The organism is Achromobacter sp. JD417 (assembly GCF_041879325.1).
GTDB classification, from domain to species: Bacteria; Pseudomonadota; Gammaproteobacteria; order Burkholderiales; family Burkholderiaceae_B; genus Achromobacter; species Achromobacter mucicolens.
Map to the genome: position 1 here is coordinate 5,998,762 of NZ_CP087159.1, position 18,884 is coordinate 6,017,645.

23 protein-coding genes are annotated in these 18,884 nt (G+C 67.3%); 11 read left to right on the plus strand and 12 right to left on the minus strand.

Features of this window, described 5'->3' with window-relative positions:
• Positions 1-20 precede the first annotated feature (20 nt).
• Genes dapF through xerC form a run of 3 tightly spaced genes read left to right on the plus strand, consistent with a single transcriptional unit; the run spans position 21 to position 2,627 of the window.
• On the plus strand, positions 21-932 hold the full coding sequence (gene dapF / locus LN047_RS27555; RefSeq protein WP_056327263.1) for a diaminopimelate epimerase: 912 nt from the start codon (positions 21-23) through the stop codon (positions 930-932).
• Positions 933-937: 5 nt separating this feature from the next.
• On the plus strand, positions 938-1,615 hold the full coding sequence (locus LN047_RS27560) for a DUF484 family protein (protein WP_063953724.1): 678 nt from the start codon (positions 938-940) through the stop codon (positions 1,613-1,615).
• A gap of 28 nt (positions 1,616-1,643) precedes the next feature.
• Positions 1,644-2,627, plus strand: coding sequence for a tyrosine recombinase XerC (gene xerC, locus LN047_RS27565; protein ID WP_142052329.1), 984 nt, complete (start codon positions 1,644-1,646; stop codon positions 2,625-2,627).
• A gap of 39 nt (positions 2,628-2,666) precedes the next feature.
• On the opposite strand, the gene LN047_RS27570 is transcribed toward xerC, so the two are convergent.
• From LN047_RS27570 to LN047_RS27595, 6 genes are read right to left on the minus strand one after another with little or no spacing between them, the layout of a single operon-like run.
• On the minus strand, positions 2,667-3,776 hold the full coding sequence (locus tag LN047_RS27570) for a nickel/cobalt transporter (RefSeq protein WP_373980762.1): 1,110 nt from the start codon (positions 3,774-3,776) through the stop codon (positions 2,667-2,669).
• Positions 3,767-4,450: a DUF1007 family protein gene (locus LN047_RS27575; RefSeq protein WP_128829606.1), complete on the minus strand. Its 684-nt coding sequence runs from the start codon at positions 4,448-4,450 to the stop codon at positions 3,767-3,769. The genes LN047_RS27570 and LN047_RS27575 overlap by 10 nt, the downstream gene beginning before the upstream one ends.
• On the minus strand, positions 4,411-5,415 hold the full coding sequence (locus LN047_RS27580; RefSeq protein ID WP_373980763.1) for a metal ABC transporter solute-binding protein, Zn/Mn family: 1,005 nt from the start codon (positions 5,413-5,415) through the stop codon (positions 4,411-4,413). The genes LN047_RS27575 and LN047_RS27580 overlap by 40 nt, the downstream gene beginning before the upstream one ends.
• Positions 5,416-5,436: 21 nt before the next feature.
• Positions 5,437-6,303: a metal ABC transporter permease gene (locus LN047_RS27585; protein WP_062838871.1), complete on the minus strand. Its 867-nt coding sequence runs from the start codon at positions 6,301-6,303 to the stop codon at positions 5,437-5,439.
• Positions 6,300-7,022, minus strand: a complete 723-nt coding sequence (locus LN047_RS27590; protein WP_373980764.1) for a metal ABC transporter ATP-binding protein — start codon at positions 7,020-7,022, stop codon at positions 6,300-6,302. The genes LN047_RS27585 and LN047_RS27590 overlap by 4 nt, the downstream gene beginning before the upstream one ends.
• The gene (locus LN047_RS27595) at positions 7,019-7,204 is read right to left on the minus strand and encodes a hypothetical protein (protein ID WP_062838869.1); all 186 of its coding nucleotides are present in this window, start codon (positions 7,202-7,204) and stop codon (positions 7,019-7,021) included. Before LN047_RS27595 ends, LN047_RS27590 begins: the two co-directional genes overlap by 4 nt.
• A gap of 176 nt (positions 7,205-7,380) precedes the next feature.
• Here LN047_RS27595 and LN047_RS27600 point away from each other — a divergent pair, with 176 nt between their 5' ends.
• From LN047_RS27600 to hslU, 5 genes are all read left to right on the plus strand, one after another.
• On the plus strand, positions 7,381-7,884 hold the full coding sequence (locus tag LN047_RS27600; protein ID WP_056327248.1) for a Fur family transcriptional regulator: 504 nt from the start codon (positions 7,381-7,383) through the stop codon (positions 7,882-7,884).
• A 339-nt stretch (positions 7,885-8,223) separates the two neighbouring features.
• Positions 8,224-9,381 (plus strand): GTP-binding protein, encoded by a 1,158-nt coding sequence (locus LN047_RS27605; RefSeq protein WP_373980765.1) that lies wholly within the window; start codon positions 8,224-8,226, stop codon positions 9,379-9,381.
• 124 nt (positions 9,382-9,505) lie between these two features.
• The gene (gene dksA / locus LN047_RS27610) at positions 9,506-9,970 is read left to right on the plus strand and encodes an RNA polymerase-binding protein DksA (protein WP_152382951.1); all 465 of its coding nucleotides are present in this window, start codon (positions 9,506-9,508) and stop codon (positions 9,968-9,970) included.
• 144 nt (positions 9,971-10,114) lie between these two features.
• Positions 10,115-10,654, plus strand: a complete 540-nt coding sequence (hslV, locus tag LN047_RS27615) for an ATP-dependent protease subunit HslV (RefSeq protein ID WP_056327243.1) — start codon at positions 10,115-10,117, stop codon at positions 10,652-10,654.
• Between the two features lie 70 nt (positions 10,655-10,724).
• Positions 10,725-12,059 (plus strand): ATP-dependent protease ATPase subunit HslU, encoded by a 1,335-nt coding sequence (hslU, locus tag LN047_RS27620; protein ID WP_056327241.1) that lies wholly within the window; start codon positions 10,725-10,727, stop codon positions 12,057-12,059.
• 75 nt (positions 12,060-12,134) lie between these two features.
• On the opposite strand, the gene LN047_RS27625 is transcribed toward hslU, so the two are convergent.
• The gene (locus LN047_RS27625) at positions 12,135-12,440 is read right to left on the minus strand and encodes a copper-binding protein (RefSeq protein WP_056327239.1); all 306 of its coding nucleotides are present in this window, start codon (positions 12,438-12,440) and stop codon (positions 12,135-12,137) included.
• 224 nt (positions 12,441-12,664) lie between these two features.
• Between LN047_RS27625 and LN047_RS27630 the strand changes: the two genes are divergently transcribed.
• Both LN047_RS27630 and rfbD read left to right on the plus strand, forming a co-directional pair.
• A complete protein-coding gene (locus LN047_RS27630) occupies positions 12,665-13,219 on the plus strand; it encodes a cob(I)yrinic acid a,c-diamide adenosyltransferase (protein ID WP_056327237.1) in 555 nt (184 codons plus the stop codon).
• A 31-nt stretch (positions 13,220-13,250) separates the two neighbouring features.
• Positions 13,251-14,165: a dTDP-4-dehydrorhamnose reductase gene (gene rfbD, locus LN047_RS27635; protein ID WP_373980766.1), complete on the plus strand. Its 915-nt coding sequence runs from the start codon at positions 13,251-13,253 to the stop codon at positions 14,163-14,165.
• Positions 14,166-14,207: 42 nt separating this feature from the next.
• Here the strand turns inward: rfbD and lipA are convergent, their stop codons facing one another.
• The gene (gene lipA, locus LN047_RS27640; RefSeq protein WP_056327233.1) at positions 14,208-15,212 is read right to left on the minus strand and encodes a lipoyl synthase; all 1,005 of its coding nucleotides are present in this window, start codon (positions 15,210-15,212) and stop codon (positions 14,208-14,210) included.
• Between the two features lie 157 nt (positions 15,213-15,369).
• On the opposite strand from lipA, the gene LN047_RS27645 reads away from it, so the two are divergent.
• Positions 15,370-16,182 carry a LacI family DNA-binding transcriptional regulator gene (locus LN047_RS27645; protein WP_373980767.1) on the plus strand — a complete coding sequence of 271 codons (813 nt, stop codon included), beginning with the start codon at positions 15,370-15,372 and terminating at the stop codon, positions 16,180-16,182.
• Between the two features lie 6 nt (positions 16,183-16,188).
• On the opposite strand, the gene LN047_RS27650 is transcribed toward LN047_RS27645, so the two are convergent.
• The 4 genes from LN047_RS27650 to LN047_RS27665 all read right to left on the minus strand — a co-directional run bounded on the left by LN047_RS27650 (position 16,189) and on the right by LN047_RS27665 (position 18,836).
• Positions 16,189-16,917 (minus strand): tetratricopeptide repeat protein, encoded by a 729-nt coding sequence (locus LN047_RS27650; RefSeq protein WP_226847555.1) that lies wholly within the window; start codon positions 16,915-16,917, stop codon positions 16,189-16,191.
• On the minus strand, positions 16,914-17,552 hold the full coding sequence (gene lipB / locus LN047_RS27655; RefSeq protein WP_152382955.1) for a lipoyl(octanoyl) transferase LipB: 639 nt from the start codon (positions 17,550-17,552) through the stop codon (positions 16,914-16,916). Before lipB ends, LN047_RS27650 begins: the two co-directional genes overlap by 4 nt.
• 12 nt (positions 17,553-17,564) lie before the next feature.
• Positions 17,565-17,837: a YbeD family protein gene (locus LN047_RS27660; protein WP_056327226.1), complete on the minus strand. Its 273-nt coding sequence runs from the start codon at positions 17,835-17,837 to the stop codon at positions 17,565-17,567.
• A gap of 132 nt (positions 17,838-17,969) precedes the next feature.
• A complete protein-coding gene (locus tag LN047_RS27665) occupies positions 17,970-18,836 on the minus strand; it encodes a D-amino acid aminotransferase (protein WP_056327224.1) in 867 nt (288 codons plus the stop codon).
• Between the last annotated feature and the right edge of the window lie 48 nt (positions 18,837-18,884).

An 18,884-nucleotide genomic window follows, 5' to 3' on the forward strand; every position in this document is an offset into this window, starting at 1 on the left:
TCGCTCGCCGCGCCGCGAGAATGGGCGATAATCCGGTGATGAACTGGAACTTCACCAAAATGCACGGCGCGGGCAACGATTTCGTTGTGCTCGATGGCGTTCGCCAAACCATCGAGATGACGCCCGAGCGCGCGCGCGCGCTCGGCGACCGCCACTTCGGCATCGGCGCCGACCAGATCCTGCTGGTCGAACGCGCCACGCGGCCGGACGCCGACTTTCGCTATCGCATTTTCAATTCCGACGGCAGCGAGGTCGAACACTGCGGCAACGGCGCCCGCTGCTTCGTGCGCTTCGTGCACGAGCAAGGCCTGTCCGACCGCAACCCGCTGCGCGCGGAAATCGCCACGGGCATCCTGGTCCTGGACGAAGGCGACGACGAGCAGGTCACCGTCGAAATGGGCAGCACCCGCTTCGACCCGGCGGCGCTGCCCTTTGACACCGCCGGCCTGCCTTCGGCCACGCAGGGCCAGGACACCGTCTGGGAACTGGATCTGGACGCGCCCGCCGGCCTGCCGCGCGTGGTCGCCGTGTCGGCGGTTGCCATCTCCAATCCGCACGCCGTGCAGGTGGTCGAGAACGTCGACACCGCCCCCGTCGCCGTGCTGGGTCCGCTGATCGAAACCCATCCGCGCTTTGCCCGCCGCGTCAACGCCGGCTTCATGCAGGTTGTTGACCGCCACAACATCCGCCTGCGCGTCTTCGAACGCGGCGCCGGCGAAACGCTGGCCTGCGGCACGGGCGCCTGCGCCGCGGTCGCGGCCGGCATCCGCCGCGGCCTGCTCGATTCGCCCGTGCGCGTGCAAACGCGCGGCGGTGTGCTGACCGTCGCCTGGAATGGCGAACAACTGCGCATGACCGGCCCGGCCGAATCCGTCTTCACGGGCCAGGTCGACATCGACAAGCTCGTCTTCTCCATGGCGCTGAACCGATAACCCCTATGACCGATACCGCTTTCACCGCCCAGGACATCGCAGCCTTTCTGCAAGAAAATCCCGGTTTCTTCGACGAACACGCCGACGTCTTCGCCACCCTGCAGGTGCCGCACCCTCACGGGTCGCGCGCCATCTCGCTGGGCGAACGCCAGATCCTCACGCTGCGCGAGCGCACCCGCGAACTGGAATGGCGCCTGAATGAACTGGTACGCAATGCCTCCGCCAACGAGACCATCGGTTCGCACGTGGCCAAGTGGTGCTGCCGCCTGTTGTCCGAATGCGATCCGCAACTGGTGCCCGGCGAGATCGCGCTGGGCCTGGCCGAGCAATTCGAACTGAACCACGTGGCGCTGCGCCTGTGGAACCTGTCCGAATTGCCCGATCAAGGCTACGGCGAGCCCGTCTCCGAAGACGTGCGCACCTTCACCGACAGCCTGAAGACGCCTTATGTCGGCACCGACACTGCCTTCGAAGCCGTGACCTGGCTGGACGCCAAGCCCAAGTCGCTGGCGCTGGTGCCGCTGCGTCTGGAAGCAGACGGCGCGGCCGTGGGCCTCTTGGTGCTGGGCTCCGACGACCCCGAACGATTCACGCCCGAAATGGGCACGACGTTCCTGGAGTCGATCGCCCAGCTCGCGTCCGCCGCGCTGCATCGGCTGAATCCGGCCTCGCCCAAGGCGTAAGGCTGCAGGGGCGGACAAGGACAACGCGATGCGCGACACCGAGCCGAACGCCAATCCGCCCGCCCTGCCCGATCCGATGAGCGCCTGGCTGCGCCATCTGGAGACCAACCGCCGGTACTCGCCCCATACCTTGGATGGCTACCGGCGCGAATTGCACTTTTTGCGCGAACTCGCCGACAAGGCCGGCCTGCCGCTGGACAAGCTGGGCAACGGCCACATCCGCCAATTCGTGGCGCGCCTGCATGCGCAGGGCCGCGGCCCGCGCAGTCTGGCGCGCACGCTGGCGGCCTGGCGCGGCTTTTACCAATGGTGGGCGCCGGCCGCCGAGCTGGCTGGCAATCCCGTGGCGGGCGTGCGCGCCCCCAAGGCGCCCCGCGGCCTGCCCAAGGCGCTGTCGGTCGAGCAGACCCAGGCCCTGCTGGACAGCGCGCCGGCCCAGGTCGCCACCGAACCGGCCGCCCTGCGCGACCAGGCCATGTTCGAACTCCTGTATTCCAGCGGATTGCGTCTGTCGGAGCTGGTGGGATTGGACCTGCGCTACACGCGCACGGCCGACTACGAGTCGCGCGGCTGGCTGAATCCGGACGAGGCCGAGGTCGTGGTGCTGGGCAAGGGCGGCAAGCGCCGCTCGGTGCCGGTGGGCCAGCAGGCCATGGCCGCGCTGCGCAAGTGGATCGAGGTGCGTCCGCAGCTCGCGCCGCCCTCGCCGCTGCCCGAAGACGCTGCCGCGCTGTTTCTGGGCGCGCGCGGACGCCGCATTTCGCCGCGCGTGGTGCAGTTGCAGCTCGCACGCATCGCGCAGACGGCCGGGGTGCCCACGCATGTGCATCCTCATGTCTTGCGCCACAGTTTTGCCAGCCACGTGTTGCAGTCCGCGCAGGACCTGCGCGCCGTGCAAGAGATGCTGGGCCACGCCAACATCTCGACCACACAAATCTACACGCGGCTCGATTTCCAGCATCTGGCCAAGGCCTACGACCAGGCGCATCCACGCGCCGGGCGCAAGTCCTGACACCCGCGGCCCGCGCCGCGAGCTGCCCGTCATCGACCGCTAGCCGCCCGCGGCGACCATGCCGCCCAGCAGCATCACCCCCAGCAACAGCACGGCAATCGCCGCCAGCGCCTCGATGCCGTAACGCAGCCATGCCGCGCCCGCGCTGGACATGCGGCTGCCCAGGCGCGTGGCGGCGCCCCCGGCGGCGACGGCCAGGCAGGCCAGCGCCGCCACGGTCAGCCCCGTGCCCAGGCCCATCGCCAGCGCCGATGCCACGCCCGCCATGAAAAAGCCCTGGGACAGCGCGAACACCAGCACGATCAATGCCCCGCTGCACGGCCGCAGGCCCACCGCCAGGATGGCAGACCACGCGCGCCGCCAGTTCAGCGGACCGGCGACCTGCTCGGGCGCGGGCACATGCGCGTGACCGCAACCGCAGTCGTGATCGTGGTGATGGTCGTTGTGATCGTGTCCGTGATGATGCGCGTGGGCCTCCGCGTTTGCATGTGCATGTGCATGTGCGTGTGCCTGTGCGTGTTCGTGTTCGTGTTCGTGTTCGTGTTCGTGATCATGCGCGTGTCCGTGATCATGCGCCTGCCCACGCGCGCCGGCCCGCCGCAGCAGCGGTCTCACCGCCTTGATCCACACCAGCCACACGCCCAACAGCGTCACCAGCGCATACGAAGCCAGCTCCAGCCAGCGCGTGGCTTCGTTCATGGTGGCCGCGGTGGCGTTGAACACGACCGCCAGCACCGCCACCATCACGATAGCCACCAGCGCCTGGATCAGTGACGACGCCAAGGCGAGCAGCGCCCCGTTGCGCGCCGTCTGGCGGTTGGCCAGCACATAGGATGAGATCACCGCCTTGCCGTGGCCCGGTCCCAGCGCATGAAAGACGCCATAGGCAAAGGACAGGCCCATCAGGGCCCACGCCGCGCCGCCGTCCGCCTGCCAGGCGCGCACCGCGCCCGTCAGTTGCCGGTAGAAATGCGACTGCCAGACGGACACGCTGCCAAAGAAGCTGGACAGCCAGCCGGGCCCTGCCAGCCCGCCCCCGCTTTCGGGCACGCCGAACGGATGCGCGCCTTGCGCGGCGGCGGCCGATATGCCGCCCAGCATCAGCAGCAGAACGACCGCCAGCGCGCGTTGCGGCCGGGTTACGGGCATCGCACCTCGATGCGGTGCGTGAGCCCCTTGGTGATGGCAAAAAGCTCGTCCGGCAAGGCGTCCGGGTCGGCCGGGATCGCGGCCAGTTCCTGCATGGTTTTCCAATCCAGTTCCTTGGGCTTGCGATAGTCGGCCGTGCAGGCCGCGCCCTGCGGTCCGCCCAGCGACACCGCTCCCTTCTCGTCAAATGCGTAGGCCACGAAATAGGTGGGGTCGTAGATGTCCACTTGCGCGCCGCCCGCGCCCGGCGCGACGGGCTCGGCCAGCGGCAACGTGAAGGACAGCGTGAGCCGCGTGGTCTTGGGGTTCCAGTCGACGCGGGCGTCGCGCGGCGCGGCGAATGCCGCGCTCTTGCCGTTGACCGTGACCCGGGTGAAGTAGTGGGAGATCGGTTCGCCCAGCGCCTTCATCCAGTCCTGCGCCATGCCTTGCAGCGTCGCCGCGGGCAGGGATCCGTCCTTGCCCTTTTTCAGGCCCTGCGTCGCATAGGCGCCGAACATTTCGTCGAACCGCCACACCTGCCGCACGGCGGTGATGCGCTGCTCGGCATCGACATCGATCTGCGCGCGCGCGTCGATCCACATGTGCGGGTGCGCGTTGGCGGCGCCCGCCGTCAGCAGCGCCGCCACGGCGCTCAGGGTTGCAAGGCCGCGGCAAGCTGGCGTGCGTTCCATTCAAACATTTCCAGATAGGTGGCGCCCGGCTGTCCGGGCTTGGACAGGGCATCGGAGTAGAGCGTACCACCCACCTTGGCGCCGGTCTCGCGGGCAATTTGCTGGACCAGTTTGGGACTGCTGATGTTCTCGACGAACACCGCCGGCACCTCGTCGCGCCGCACCTGTTCGATGATCGCGGCCACCTCGCGCGCCGACGGCTCGGCGTCCGTCGACACGCCCATCGCGGGGATGAACGTCACGCCATAGGCGTCGCCGAAATAACCGAACGCGTCGTGCGAGGTCACAACCTTGCGCCGGTCGGCGCCAATGGCGTCGAAGCTTTTGCGCACGCTGGCGTCCAGCGCCTGCAGCTTGGCGATATATGTGTCGGCGCGTTGGCGGTAGGCCTGCGCATGCGCGGGGTCCGCGGCCGCCAGGCCGTTGGCCACATTGCGCGCGTAGATCACGCCGTTGGCCAGGCTCTGCCAGGCATGCGGATCGGCGTCGCCGTGGTGATGATGATGGCCCGGCTCGTGGTCGTGGTCGTGATCGTGATCGTGGTCATTGTCGTCCTTGTGATCGTCCTTATGCCCATGGTCATGCTCTTCGCCATGCCCCGCGAACTTGCGCGGCGCGACGCCCTGGGACGCCGTCACCGTCTGTCCCGCGAAGCCCGACGCCTTTGTCAGCTTGGGCAGCCAGGTCTCGAAATCCAGCCCGTTCACCACCAGCACGCGCGCCTCGGCAAGCTTCTTCGCATCGCCCGGCGTGGGCTCGTAGCCGTGCGCGTCGCCGTCGGGGCCGACCAGCGTGGTCAGGCTGATGTCGGCGCCGCCCACTTCCCGCACGATGTCGCCCAGGATGGAAAAGCTGGCCACCACCTTCAACGGCTCGGCGGCCTGTGCAGTGCCCAGGACGGCCGTCAGGCAAGCGCCCGCCAGGGCCAGCAGTGCGCGGCGGCGAGCCGGCAGAATCGAACGCATGGTCAATCTCCTTAGGAAGTCTCAGGCAGGTCGCGCGCGGCGCGTTGCCCGCAGCAGCCCGCCCTGCGGGCCGCCCACGATGGAAAACAGATAGCAGGCGCCGGCCGCCAGGATGATCGCGGGCGAGGCCGGCACGTCGAAGTGATAGGAGACCAGCAGCCCGGCCACGGAAGACGCGACGCCGATCGCCGCCGACAGCGGAATCTGCCGGGCCGCGCTGCGCACCCAGAAGCGCGCCGCGGCGGCCGGCAACATCATGATTCCCACCACCATCAGCGTGCCCAGCACCTGAAAGCCCGCCACCAGGTTCACGACCACCAGCACCAGAAAGCCCATGTGCACAAGGCCGCCCATGCCGCCGCTGGCGCGCAGGAACCCCGGGTCCAGGCATTCGGCCACCAGCAGCCGGTAGATTGCCGCCAGGACAAGCAAGGTCACGCTGGCGGTGGCCGTCACAAGCAGCAGCGCCGCGTCGTCCAGCCCCAGCACCGTGCCGAACAGCACGTGCAGCAGGTCCATGTTGGAGCCGCGCAGCGACACCAGCAGCACGCCCAGCCCGAGCGAGATCAGGTAGAAGGCAGCAAAGCTGGCGTCTTCGCGCAGCGGCGTCAGCCGGGCCACCAGCCCGGCCAGCAATGCCACGGCCAGGCCGGTGGCGATGCCGCCCAGCATCATCGCGCCCAGCGACAGGCCCGCCATCAGAAAGCCCGCGGCCACGCCTGGCAGGATGGCGTGCGACATCGCGTCGCCCATCAGGCTCATGCGCCGCAATACGAGAAAAACGCCCAAGGGCGCCGCGCCCAGCGACAACGCGCAGGCGCCGGCCAGCGCGCGCCGCATGAAGCCGTAGTCCAGGAACGGCGACACCAGCCAGTGTGCAAGCGTCATGACCAGGCTCCCGCCTGCCGCTGGCGGGCCGCCTTCAGGTGGGCCTCGCTCAACGTCGCGGCAGTGTCGCCCCACGCCACCACCGAACCCGACAGCAGCAGGCATTGCGGAAAGTGATCGCGCACCAGGTCCAGATCGTGCAGCACCGCAATCACGGTGCGGCCCTGTCCATGCAGGCCGCACAGCAGGGCCATCAGGTCCTCGGCCGTGTGGCTGTCCACGGCCGCGAAAGGCTCATCCAATAGCAGCACCGGCGCGTCCTGCACCAGCATCCGCGCAAACAGGGCGCGCTGCATCTGCCCGCCCGACAGCGCGTCCACGCCCCGGTCCGCCGCATCGGCCAGGCCCACGGTTTCCAGCGCCTGCATGCAGCAATCCAGTTCCTCGCCGCCAAACCCGCGCCATCCGCCCACGCGTCGCCAGGCGCCCATGGCCACCAGGTCCAGCACCGTGGTGGGAAACGACCGGTCCAGTTCCGCCGCCTGCGGCAGCCACGCCAGCGCCGACCGCCCGGCGCCCTGGATGCGCACGCTGCCCGTCATCGGGCGCAGCACGCCCATGATTCCCTTGATGAGCGTGGACTTGCCCGCGCCGTTCGGGCCGACCACGGCGGTCATGCCGCCCGGCGCGAAACTGCCCGAGACCGAGCGCAGCGCGGGCCGCCCGTGCCAGCCGAACGAGGCGTCGGCCAGCTCGACGGTGATGGGCGCCGCCGTCATCGCAGCCACCCCGCAAGCGTCCACCAGTCCAGCGCCCAGCCGGTCAGCGCCCACAGCACGGCGGCGGCCACCGCGGCATACGCCATGCGGCGCCATGCGGAAACAAGAAAGGCGGATCGGGCGGGCGCGCGCCGGCCGGGCGCGGCGCCGGACCGCGGGGGCAGGAGCGTGAAATGGGACATGGCAGGCAACAGCGGAAAACGGCAGCGGACAGGAACAGCGATGGTTTTATTATGTTATATCATAACCAAACCGAAGTAGCCCGCCGGCCAGTTACCGGACCCAGGGGTTTTCTGCTACCTTCCAGGCATCTCGCGCGCGCATCGCGCGCGCGCTTTCCATTCAGATAAAGCCCGCCATGTCCGCACCGTCCCGTCCACCCCGCAACGACAGCGTAGGCGCTCAGCTCAGCGTCGCCGAAACGCTGTGCGCGCAGCGCGGACGCCGCCTGACCCCCATCCGCCGCAAGGTCCTTGAACTCCTGCTGCGCCATGGCCGCAGCCTGAAGGCCTACGAGCTGCTGGACGCGATGCGCGCCGTTCATCCCGGCGCCGCGCCACCCACGGTGTACCGTGCGCTGGACTTCCTGATGGACGAAGGCCTGATACACCGCCTGGATGCCGTCAACGCCTGGAGCGCCTGCCACGACGCCGGCGGCGCGCCGCACGACCTGCTCGTGGTCTGTACCGGTTGCGGCGCCGTCGCCGAAGTCTCCGACCCGGCCATGAGCCGGCAGCTGGCCGAACGTGTCGCCCAGACGGGTTATGCGCTGGCCACGCACGAAACCGAGATCCGCGCCCTGTGCCCGCAGTGCCAAAAGACGCAGCCGGCCGACGCGGGTCACCACCACCATCATCACTGAACGGGGTTCTTCCCCCTTTCGTTTCATCCGTTGGATGCGTCCGCCTGACCTGAACGTTTCAGCGCGGTTACCGCTTGGGCGCCCATGCGCTCTTGAAACCCCGCAAACCGCCCCAAAATAGGGGTATCGCGCCATACTTGACGGCGTACGGCTGCCATCTGGCGGCCACGGCCCCCCGGGTTGGCCCGGGGTTTGCCCCCTGCCCCCGACTGTGCTGTAATCCTGCGTCCGGCCGCTATCGGCGGCTGTCGCAGCCTGTGGCAGACATCTCCGGCAGGGACTGAAAACCCCGTCAGGCGCCGTGTTTCACGCCCCTGACATCACGCTAGCAGCTTCGCCATGAATACCCCGCGCAGTTTGGACAAAATGGTTCCCGTCACCATCCTCACCGGCTTCCTCGGTGCGGGCAAGACCACCCTGCTCAAACGCATCCTGACCGAATTCCATGGCCGCCGCGTCGCGGTCATCGAAAACGAATTCGGGCCGGAAAGCATCGACAACGACCTGCTCGTGCAGGACAGCGACGAAGAAATCATCGAACTGTCCAACGGGTGCGTCTGCTGCACCGTGCGCGGCGACCTGATGCGCACGCTGTCCGACCTTCGCGCCAAGCGCGAAGCCGGCGACCTGAATTTCGAACGCGTCATCCTCGAAACCACCGGCATGGCCAACCCCGGCCCCGTATGCCAGACGTTCTTCATGGATGACGACATCGCCGAGTACTACCGCCTGGACGCGGTGGTCACGGTGGTCGATGCCAAGCACGGCATGGCCACGCTCGACGCACAACCCGAAGCCCAGAAGCAGGTCGGTTTCGCCGACCGCATCCTGATCTCGAAGAAAGACCTGGTCAACGAAGTCGACTACGAAGCGCTGCGCCACCGCCTGGTTCACATGAACCCGCGCGCGCCGATCACCGCCGTCAACTTCGGCGACGTCGACCTCAAGTCCATCATCGACATCAGCGGCTTCAACCTGAATTCCATTCTGGACATCGACCCGGAGTTTCTGGCCGATGAGCATCCGGACGCCGCGCACGACCATGCCCACGGGCACGATCACGACCACGATCACGGCCACGGCCACGGCCATGACCACGATCACGGCCACGGCCATGACCACGATCACGATCATGACCACGACGGCGAATGCGGCGCGCACTGCAATCATGCCCATCATCACCACCCCAAGCACGACGACGAAATCGGCGCGTTCGTGTTCCGTTCCAACAAGCCGTTCGATCCCGCGCGCCTTGAGGAATTCCTGGGCGGCGTCGTGCAGGTCTATGGCCCCGACCTGATGCGCTACAAGGGCATCCTGTACATGAAGGGCATCAACCGCCGCATGTTGTTCCAGGGTGTGCACATGATGATGGGCGCCGAACCCGGCAAGCCGTGGACCGCGGCCGAAAAACCGTCCACCAAGATGGTGTTCATCGGACGTAAGCTGCCCCAGGAGATTTTTACCCGGGGCTTGGAGCAGTGCCTGGCGGGGTAATCCCCATTCCTGCGTGACGCGATGCGACGAAGGCAGTACTGTGAGGTACGGATAGCGTAGGCAACAAGTAACACGGACCGGGACGGACGCCCGCGCCAGGATCGATTCATAGTGGAGTGTTTACATGGCTACCAAGGCAGCAACCAAAAAATCAAGCAAGTCGACGAGCGATACGGCGATTGATCTGCCCAGCGAGAAGGAAATGCTGGCCATGCCCGAGTCCGACTACATGAACGACCGCCAATTGGCGTTCTTCAAGGAACGGCTCAAACAACTCGAGCAGGACATTCTGGCCAACGCCGGCGAGACCACCGAGCACCTGCGTGAAACGCAATTCGTGCCCGATCCCGCCGACCGCGCCACCATCGAGGAAGAGCACGCCCTGGAACTGCGCACCCGCGACCGCGAGCGCAAGCTGCTCAAGAAGGTGCAACAGTCCATCGCCCGCATCGACAGCGGCGAATACGGCTGGTGCGAAGAAACGGGCGAGCCCATCGGCATCCCGCGCCTGCTCGCCCGCCCCACGGCCACCCTGTCGCTCGAAGCGCAAGAACGCCGCGAGATGCGTCAAAAGCTGTACGGCGACTGACCCGTCCCGCATTCGCTCCGTCCCCTGAAAGGCCATGCCGGTTTCCGCGCATGGCCTTTTTTATTGTCCCCGGGGCGCATGAAGTCCCCAGACCTTGATATCCCCGCGACCGCCCCCAGCTAACTTTTTCATAGGAAGGAACGCATGGAACAATTTCACGCCACCACCATCGTGTGTGTGCGCCGCGGCAACCGCGTCGCGCTGGGCGGCGATGGCCAGGTCACCCTGGGCAACATCGTCATCAAGGGCACTGCCCGCAAGATCCGCCGCCTCTATCACGACAAGATTCTCGCTGGCTTTGCCGGCGCCACCGCCGATGCGTTCACGCTGCAGGAACGCTTCGAGGCCAAGCTTGAAAAGCACCAGGGCAACCTGATGCGCGCCGCGGTCGAACTGACCCGCGACTGGCGCACCGACCGAGTCCTGCGCCGTCTGGAAGCCATGCTGATCGTGGCTGACGCCGAGCACACGCTGGTGCTCACCGGCAATGGCGACGTCCTGGAACCCGAGCACGGCCTGGCCGCCATCGGCTCCGGCGGCGCGTACGCCCAGTCGGCCGCCCTCGCGCTGCTGCGCAACACCGACCTGCCGCCCGAGACGATCATCAAGCAATCGCTCGAGATCGCCGGCGACCTGTGCATCTACACCAACCAGAACCACGTCATCGAAACGCTGGGCGACTGACGCCCGCCACGCGGCGCAGCCTGCGCCGCGGCGCCCTCCCAGCCCGCCCTAGCATCAAGGATTCGCCCTCATGTCCGCATCCAACATGACGCCCGGAGAGATCGTCTCCGAACTCGACAAATACATCGTCGGCCAGAACCGCGCCAAGCGCGCCGTCGCCGTGGCGCTGCGCAACCGCTGGCGCCGCCAGCAGGTCGCCGAGCCCCTGCGCCACGAAATCCATCCCAAGAACATCCTGATGATCGGCCCGACGGGCGTCGGCAAGACCGAGATCGCGCGCCGCCTGGCCAAGCTGGCCAACGCGCCGTTCATCAAGATCGAAGCCACCAAGTTCACCGAGGTCGGCTACGTGGGCCGCGACGTGGACACCATCATCCGCGACCTGACCGAATACTCCATCAAGCAGACCCGCGAGCTGGAAATGCGCCGCGTGCGCACCCAGGCTGAGGACGCCGCCGAAGACCGCATCCTGGACGCGCTGGTGCCTCCGCCCCGCGGCGCCTCGGGCGAACCGCAGCGCGGCGAAGACAACAGCGCCCGCCAGACCTTCAGGAAGCGCCTGCGCGAAGGGCTGATCGACGATCTGGAGATCGAGATCGAAGTCGCCCAGACCGTGCCGCAAATGGACGTCATGACGCCCCCGGGCATGGAAGAAATGGCCGAGCAGCTGCGCGGCATGTTCGCGGGCATGGCGCGCGACAAGAAAAAGCCCAAGAAGATGAAGGTGCGCGAAGCCTTCAAGCTCATCGTCGACGAAGAAGCCGCCAAGCGCGTCAACGAAGAAGACCTGCGCAGCGTGGCGATCACCAACGTCGAGCAAAACGGCATCGTCTTCCTGGACGAGATCGACAAGATTGCCGCCCGCCAGGAATCCGGCGGCGCCGATGTCTCGCGCCAGGGCGTGCAGCGCGACCTGCTGCCGCTGGTTGAAGGCACCACCGTCAACACGCGCTACGGCATGGTCCGCACCGATCACATCCTGTTCATCGCGTCGGGCGCCTTTCACCTGTCGCGCCCGTCGGACCTGATCCCCGAGCTGCAAGGCCGTTTCCCGATCCGCGTCGAACTCGAATCGCTCACCGCCGAAGACTTCGTGCGCATCCTGTCCGACACGGATGCGTCGCTGACCAAGCAGTACACGGCGCTGATGGCCACCGAGGACGTCGAGCTCGAATTCACCGACGAAGGCGTGCGCCGCCTGGCGGAGCTGGCCTTCGAGGTCAACGAAACCACCGAGAACATCGGCGCCCGCCGTCTGTACACGGTGATGGAAAAGCTGCTCGACGAGCTGTCCTTCGATGCGACCTCCAGCCAGGACAGGCACGTCAGGATCGACGCCGCCTACGTCAACGCGCAGCTGGCCGAAGCCGCCAGCAGCCAGGACCTGGCGCGCTACGTGCTCTGATCCCGCCCCCGGCGCAACCGGGCGCAAAAAACCCCGCCGCAAGCGATTGCGGCGGGGTTTTTCATTAGGCCGGCGTCAGTTCGAGATCGCCGTCACCACGTACTTGCCGTCCTTGCGCGTGGCGGTGAAGCGCACCTTGTCGCCCGCCTTGATATTGGCCAGCAACGCCGGATCGGCCTGATAGACCAGCGACATCGCCGGCAGGTCCAGCGCCTTGATGGCATCGTGCTTGATCGTGACCTTGCCCGCAGCGGCGTCCACGCGCCGCACCTCGCCCGTGGCGTCGGCCTGCTGCGCGAACGCCAGGGGCGTGGCCAGCGAGACGACGGCCATTGCGGTGGCAACGGCCATGGGCGTTGTGTATTTGCGGTTAAAACCCATATGAAACCTCCCTATGCGGTCCGAGCGGGCAAGACGCCGAGGCGGCCTTGCCGCTTTTTACAGTGCTAGGATACTGCGCGAATGCAACAGTTCCGCTGCCAGTGCGCAACAATCCTGACGGTTGTTTGCTGACAGCCCCTGTTCGCGGTGCGCGCGCTTACCGTCGGACGCAAGCCGCTTACCTCTTTCACCACCCGCTTCTCACCACACCGAATCACATCACCATGGCCAACCGCTTATCCGTCATTGCCACCCGCACCGGTGACGATGGCACCACTGGACTGGGGGACGGATCCCGGATCCCCAAGGACGCCCCCCGCATCGCCGCCCTGGGCGACGTGGACGAGCTGAACAGCGTCATCGGCCTGCTGCTGACCGAAACCCTGCCCGAGGACGTGGCCGCGGACCTGCTCACCATCCAGCACGACCTGTTCGACATGGGCGCGGAGCTGTGCATCCCCGGCCATGTGGCGGTCAAGGACGAACAGGTGGCCCACCTGGATGCGCGCCTGGCGCATTACAACGCGGCGCTGCCGCCGCTGCGTGAATTCATCCTGCCTGGCGGTTCCCGGCCCGCGGCGCTGGCGCACATGGCCCGCACGGTGGCCCGGCGCGCCGAACGCGCCGTGGTGGCGCTGGCGGGCGTCGAGGCCGTCAACGCGCCGGTCAGGCAATACCTGAACCGGCTCTCGGACCTGATGTTCGTGCTGGCGCGCTACGTCAACCGGCATCTTGGTCAGCAGGACACCTTCTGGGCCGGCGCGCAGGCGCGCCGCTGACCTGTCCTCGCGCCTTCCGGAGCCCGCCCTCATGCCAAGCATCCTGTTATTGGGCAAGGACGGCCAGCTGGGCCGTGCGCTGCAGGCCGTCCTGCCGGCGGCGGGCGATCTGACGGCGCTGGGCCGGGATGCCCTGGATCTGCGCGACCAGGGGGCCATTACCGCGGTGCTGCACGCGCATCGCCCGGACATCATCGTCAACGCGGCCGCATGGACCGCAGTCGACCAAGCCGAGCGCGAACCCGAAGCAGCCGCCCAGGTGAACGCGGTGGCGGTGTCCACGCTGGCACGGCACGCTGCGGCCAGCGGCGCGCTGCTGGTTCACTACTCCACGGATTACGTCTTTGACGGCGCGCTTGCGCGGCCCTACACCGAAGCCGACGCGCCCAATCCCATCAATGTGTATGGCGCCACCAAACTGGCCGGAGAACGCGCCATTGCGGCAAGCGGTTGCCAGGCGCTGGTGCTGCGCTGCAGCTGGATCCATTCGCTGCACGGGCACAATTTCTTTCGCACGATCCTGAACCTGGCCCGCACGCGTGCATCGCTACATGTCGTGGCGGACCAGCACGGCACGCCAACGCCCGCTTCGCTGATCGCGCAAACCACGGTGCGCTGCATCGCCCTGCATCAGGCGCGGGGGCTGCCGTCGGGGCTTTATCACGTCGCGGCTGCCGGCTCCACAAGCTGGCATGCCTATGCGCAGTACCTTGTCGCGGGCGCCCTCAAGCGGGGCGTCAATCTAATGCTGAAACCTGAGCAGATTGCCGCCGTGGCGTCGGCGGACTATGCGGCAGACGCCGCGCGGCCGCGCAACTCACGGCTGGACACGACGGCCTTGGCGTTGGCAACCGGCTTTGCGCCGGCGGACTGGACCGCGTATGTGGACGAGAGCCTGGATGCGCTCGTGGCCTGCGGCGTGGAGAAGTTTTTTTCGCAGGCGTAGCGGGCGCGGCCACGCAAGGCCACGCCCAGACCGATCAGACGATCAATTCACGCCAGCCGCGTGCGCCTGCTCGTCGGCGTGGTACGAAGACCGCACCATCGCGCCAACCGCCGCATGCGAGAACCCCATCGCGTACGCTTCGCGCTCGAACATCGCGAACGTATCGGGGTGCACGTAGCGCAGCACCGGCAGGTGGTGTTCGGACGGCTGCAGGTACTGGCCGATCGTGATCATGTCCACGTTGTGCTCGCGCATGTCGCGCATCACCTGCAGGATTTCCTCGTCGGTCTCGCCCAGGCCCAGCATCAGGCCCGATTTGGTGGGCACTTCCGGATGCAGCTTCTTGAACTCGGCCAGCAACTTCAGCGAGTGCATGTAGTCCGAGCCCGGACGCGCCTGCTTGTACAGACGCGGCACGGTTTCCAGGTTGTGGTTCATGACGTCCGGAGGACCGGCGTTCAGGATGGTCAGCGCGCGGTCCAGGCGGCCGCGGAAGTCGGGCACCAGCACCTCGATGCGGGTGGTGGGCGACAGTTCGCGGATATGCGTGATGCAGTCCACGAAGTGGCCCGCGCCCCCATCGCGCAGGTCGTCGCGGTCGACCGAGGTGATCACCACGTACGACAGCTTCATGGCGGCGATGGTGCGCGCCAGGTTTTCGGGTTCCTTGGTGTCCAGCGGATCGGGCCGGCCGTGGCCCACATCACAGAACGGGCAGCGGCGCGTGCACTTGTCGCCCATGATCATGAAGGTGGCGGTGCCCTTGCCGAAGCATTCGCCGATGTTCGGGCACGAGGCCTCTTCACAGACCGTGTGCAGGTTGTGCTCGCGCAGGATGCGCTTGATGTCGTAGAAGCGCGAACCGGGCGCGGCGGCCTTCACGCGGATCCATTCGGGCTTCTTCAGGCGCTCGGCCGGAATGATCTTGATGGGAATGCGCGCCGTCTTGGCCTGCGATTTCTGCTTTTGCGTCGGATCGTAGACCGCCTCGGCAGGCGCGGCGGCGGATTCGTTCGAGGGCACAGGAGACTCGGCGAGCGTGGACATGGGACACCTTCGTGACCGGCGCGCAAAAACGGCCGGGTCTGGGAGAAAACAGGCATTTTACCCCTCACGGCCCGATCCGCCGCGGGAACGTCCCGCGCCCCCGGGGACCGCCGGCCCTGGGTTATCGTCTGGCCTGACACATTTCCTGTCTTTTGCCATGCCCTGCCTGCCCTCGCCCGCCCCGATTGCCGTGATTGCCGCCCGTCTGGATGCCGGCCCGACCGCCCGCGCCCTCCAGGCGTGCAGCGAGCGGCTGGGCCCCGCCGGCTATTACCTGGCGGCGGCGCCCTGGCACGACGCCGCGGCGCTGCCGCGGCTGGAGGCGCTGCAGCCAGCGGCCGCCCTCGTCGTCGGTCCCCTGGACAACGCTGCACTGCGCGCCACGCTCGCCGCGCTGGAGATTCCGGTCGTCGAAACCTGGAGCGTTTCGCCCCAGATGCTGGACAGCGCGGTGGCGATCGACAACGCCGAGGCCGGCCGCATGGCGGCGCGGCACCTGGCCGAAAAGCGCCATTTGCGCGTTGCCTGCATCAGCGCCGACACGCCCTGGGAGCGCGCCCGGCGCGAGGGCTTCGTCGGCAGCGCCGCCGCGCTGGGCCTGGAACGGGTCGCCGACATCGTGCAGCCCGAGGTCCAGCACATGAACGACGGCCGCATGGCTTTTCTGCGCTTGCTGGCCACCAACACGATCTTCGATGCGGTGTTCTGCACGTCCGACCTGCTGGCGGCCGCCGCCGTGTCGGAAGCGCACAACCGCGACCTGCAGGTGCCGCAGGATCTGGCCGTGCTGGGGTTTTCGGATGACGGCAGCGCCGTGCAGTGGGTGCAGGGCCTGACCACGCTGGGTGTGAACGCCGCCGAACTGGGCCGGCGGGCCGGTCAGTTGCTGTTGGACCGGCTGGAGGGCGAGCGCGGCGCGGGCCAGCGCGACATGATCGATGTGGTGCTGGACCTGCGGCTCAGCACCTGATCCGCGTCAGTCCGCGACCTCGTACAGGGCAGGAAAGCCGCAGTCCTGCAGCATGCCGTTGGCTTCCTTCAGGAACGCGTGCGTGGCGGTTTCGGGAACGCGCACAAGCCACGCCACGGCGTCTTCCTTGCGGCCCTGCAACAGCAGCATGCGGCCCAGGTGGAACATGCCCCGGAAATCGCCGCCCTCGGCGCAGCGCCGATAGCAGTCGAACGCGCGTTCCAGGTCTTGCGGGACCACGTCGCCCGCTTCGTGATAGCGGCCCACCACGCCAATCGACTTCACGTGACCGGCCTGCGCGGCCTGCTGGTACAGCGCCAGCGCCGCCGCCTGATTCTGCGTGACGCCGCCGCGGCCCGTGCGCAGCATGTGCGCGTAGTTGTACATGCCCCAATCCAGGCCCGCGTCCGCCGCACGCCGGAACCAGTAGGCCGCGACCGTATCGTCGGCCGCCACGCCCCAGCCGTTTTCATAGCAGCGCCCCACCATGTTGATGGCCATGGGGTGATCGGCGTGCGCCGCGCGCTTGAACCACGACAGTCCCTCGGCGGGTTGGCGTTCGACGCCCACGCCGTCCAGCAGCATCTGCCCGTAGATCGTCTGCGCCTCGGTCAGCCCCAGGTCGGCGGCGGCGCGGATCCAGGCGGCGTATTCCTCGGGCGGCCCGGATTCGCGCAGCCGGGCGAGCTGTTCGGGCGTGGTGGCGGCGACCTCGGCCGCGGTGTAGGTCTTCAATTCGTGTTCCTTCGGCGATGCCAGGCGAGCGCCAGGTTCTGCGCCAGCGCGTCGCCCGTCTCGGTGGGCGTGCGGCGCACGCCACAGGCCGCCATGTCGACGGTGCGCAAGCCTTCGTAGCCACAGGGGTTGATGCCCAGGAACGGCGCCAGGTCCATCTCGACGTTCAGCGACACGCCATGGTAGGCGCGGCCGTTGCGAATCTTGATGCCCAGCGCCGCGATCTTGGCCAGCTCACCGCCTTCGGGATGCGGCACATAGACGCCCGGCGCACCGGGCTTGCGACAGGCCCCGCCCACGCCCAACTGCGCGAGCGTGTCGATGACGGCCGATTCCAGCAGCGCCACGTATTCCTTGACGTACATGTCGGCGCGGCGCAGGTCAAAGAGCGCGTAGGCCATGACCTGCCCGGGGCCGTGATAGGTCACCTGACCGCCGCGGTCGCAATGCACGATGGGAATGTTGCCGGGGTTGAGCACGTGCTCCGGCCGGCCCGCCTGGCCCAGCGTGTAGACCGGCGTGTGCTCGCACAGCCAGATTTCATCTGGCGTGCCGGCGTCGCGCTGACTGGTGTACGCCTGCATGTCCTGCCAGACCGGCAGGTAGTCCACCGGCCGCGCGAGCCACTTGATCACAGCGGTCTTGCCTTACAGGACGATGGACACCATGGGATGGCCATGCAGCGCCCGGTACAGCGCGTCGAGCTGCTCGCGCGAGGTCGCGCGCACGGTGAAGGTCAGGCCAAGATAGTTGCCGCCCTTGCTGGGCCGCATTTCGACGGTCGCGGCGTCGAATGCCGGATCGAACTGCAATACGACCTCGGTCAGCGTCTGCGCAAAGTCGGGATGGTGCTTGCCCATGACCTTGATGGGAAAGTCGCTGGGATATTCGATCAACGAATCTTCGGGCGGAATGTGCATGATGTGCCTAAAAAGAGTTGCCCCTGAATGTTCTTATATGGGGGCAAGCGGCGCGCCGGCAAGTGCCGACGGGCGCCGCCGGGGCGGGCGGCCAACCCGCAGGTATCGCAAGCGGGCCGCCCCGCGCCGGGACTACAGCGCGGCGATGCGGGCATCATAACCCGCACGCAATTGCTCAAAAACAGGGCCGGGCTTGCCCGAACCGACCGGTTTGCCGTCCAGCGAAACGATGGCCAGCACTTCCTTGGTGGCGGACGACAGCATCAGCTCGTCGGCCTGCTCCACCTCGGCTTGCGAGATCCGGCGGGACTCGAACGGGATGCCGGCCTCGGCGGCCAGTTCACCCATCAGGCCGTAGCGGATGCCTTCGAGGATCAGATTGTTCTTGGGCGGGGCCAGCAGCTTGCCGCCGGACACGACCCAGATATTGGTGGACGCGCCTTCGGTCAGGTAGCCGTCGCGGAACTGCAGGACTTCGTCCACCTGCGCATCCACGGCCTGCTGCTTGGCCAGCACGTTGCCCAACAGAGACACGGACTTGATCTCGCAGTGCAGCCAGCGTTCGTCGGGGATGCTGATGGCGGACAGGCCCTGTGCGCGTTGCGCGGCCGTCGGCGGCGACCAGGCCGCGATCATGCCGAACACCGTGGGGGTGACGGCCGGCGACGGGAACGGATGGTCGCGCTTGGCCACGCCGCGCGTCACTTGCAGATAGACGATGCAGGTGTCCAGGTTGGAGCGGTCCAGCAACTGCTCGATCAGGTTGATCCACCCGCTGCGGTCGAACGGCTGCGCGATGCGCAAGGCGGCCAGGCTGCGGTCAAGACGGTCAAGGTGTTCGGCCATGCGGAACGCATTGCCCTGGTACACGGGGACGACTTCGTAAATGCCGTCGCCGAAAATGAAGCCGCGGTCCAGGACAGAGACCTTGGCCTCGTCCATGCGCAGGAATTCACCGTTGAGATACACCTGGCTTTCGCCCGGCACGCCCGGAATCATGAGGCACTCCTGAATTTGAAATGGAACAGGGACGAGCCGCGCGGCCCG

Coding starts and splice junctions, on each gene's coding strand:
- dapF (WP_056327263.1), top strand. CDS start 21: ATGGGCGATAATCCGGTGATGAACTGGAACTTCACCAAAATGCACGGC.
- LN047_RS27560 (WP_063953724.1), top strand. CDS start 938: ATGACCGATACCGCTTTCACCGCCCAGGACATCGCAGCCTTTCTGCAA.
- xerC (WP_142052329.1), top strand. CDS start 1,644: ATGCGCGACACCGAGCCGAACGCCAATCCGCCCGCCCTGCCCGATCCG.
- LN047_RS27570 (WP_373980762.1), bottom strand. CDS start 3,776: ATGCCCGTAACCCGGCCGCAACGCGCGCTGGCGGTCGTTCTGCTGCTG.
- LN047_RS27575 (WP_128829606.1), bottom strand. CDS start 4,450: ATGGAACGCACGCCAGCTTGCCGCGGCCTTGCAACCCTGAGCGCCGTG.
- LN047_RS27580 (WP_373980763.1), bottom strand. CDS start 5,415: ATGCGTTCGATTCTGCCGGCTCGCCGCCGCGCACTGCTGGCCCTGGCG.
- LN047_RS27585 (WP_062838871.1), bottom strand. CDS start 6,303: ATGACGCTTGCACACTGGCTGGTGTCGCCGTTCCTGGACTACGGCTTC.
- LN047_RS27590 (WP_373980764.1), bottom strand. CDS start 7,022: ATGACGGCGGCGCCCATCACCGTCGAGCTGGCCGACGCCTCGTTCGGC.
- LN047_RS27595 (WP_062838869.1), bottom strand. CDS start 7,204: ATGTCCCATTTCACGCTCCTGCCCCCGCGGTCCGGCGCCGCGCCCGGC.
- LN047_RS27600 (WP_056327248.1), top strand. CDS start 7,381: ATGTCCGCACCGTCCCGTCCACCCCGCAACGACAGCGTAGGCGCTCAG.
- LN047_RS27605 (WP_373980765.1), top strand. CDS start 8,224: ATGAATACCCCGCGCAGTTTGGACAAAATGGTTCCCGTCACCATCCTC.
- dksA (WP_152382951.1), top strand. CDS start 9,506: ATGGCTACCAAGGCAGCAACCAAAAAATCAAGCAAGTCGACGAGCGAT.
- hslV (WP_056327243.1), top strand. CDS start 10,115: ATGGAACAATTTCACGCCACCACCATCGTGTGTGTGCGCCGCGGCAAC.
- hslU (WP_056327241.1), top strand. CDS start 10,725: ATGTCCGCATCCAACATGACGCCCGGAGAGATCGTCTCCGAACTCGAC.
- LN047_RS27625 (WP_056327239.1), bottom strand. CDS start 12,440: ATGGGTTTTAACCGCAAATACACAACGCCCATGGCCGTTGCCACCGCA.
- LN047_RS27630 (WP_056327237.1), top strand. CDS start 12,665: ATGGCCAACCGCTTATCCGTCATTGCCACCCGCACCGGTGACGATGGC.
- rfbD (WP_373980766.1), top strand. CDS start 13,251: ATGCCAAGCATCCTGTTATTGGGCAAGGACGGCCAGCTGGGCCGTGCG.
- lipA (WP_056327233.1), bottom strand. CDS start 15,212: ATGTCCACGCTCGCCGAGTCTCCTGTGCCCTCGAACGAATCCGCCGCC.
- LN047_RS27645 (WP_373980767.1), top strand. CDS start 15,370: ATGCCCTGCCTGCCCTCGCCCGCCCCGATTGCCGTGATTGCCGCCCGT.
- LN047_RS27660 (WP_056327226.1), bottom strand. CDS start 17,837: ATGCACATTCCGCCCGAAGATTCGTTGATCGAATATCCCAGCGACTTT.
- LN047_RS27665 (WP_056327224.1), bottom strand. CDS start 18,836: ATGATTCCGGGCGTGCCGGGCGAAAGCCAGGTGTATCTCAACGGTGAA.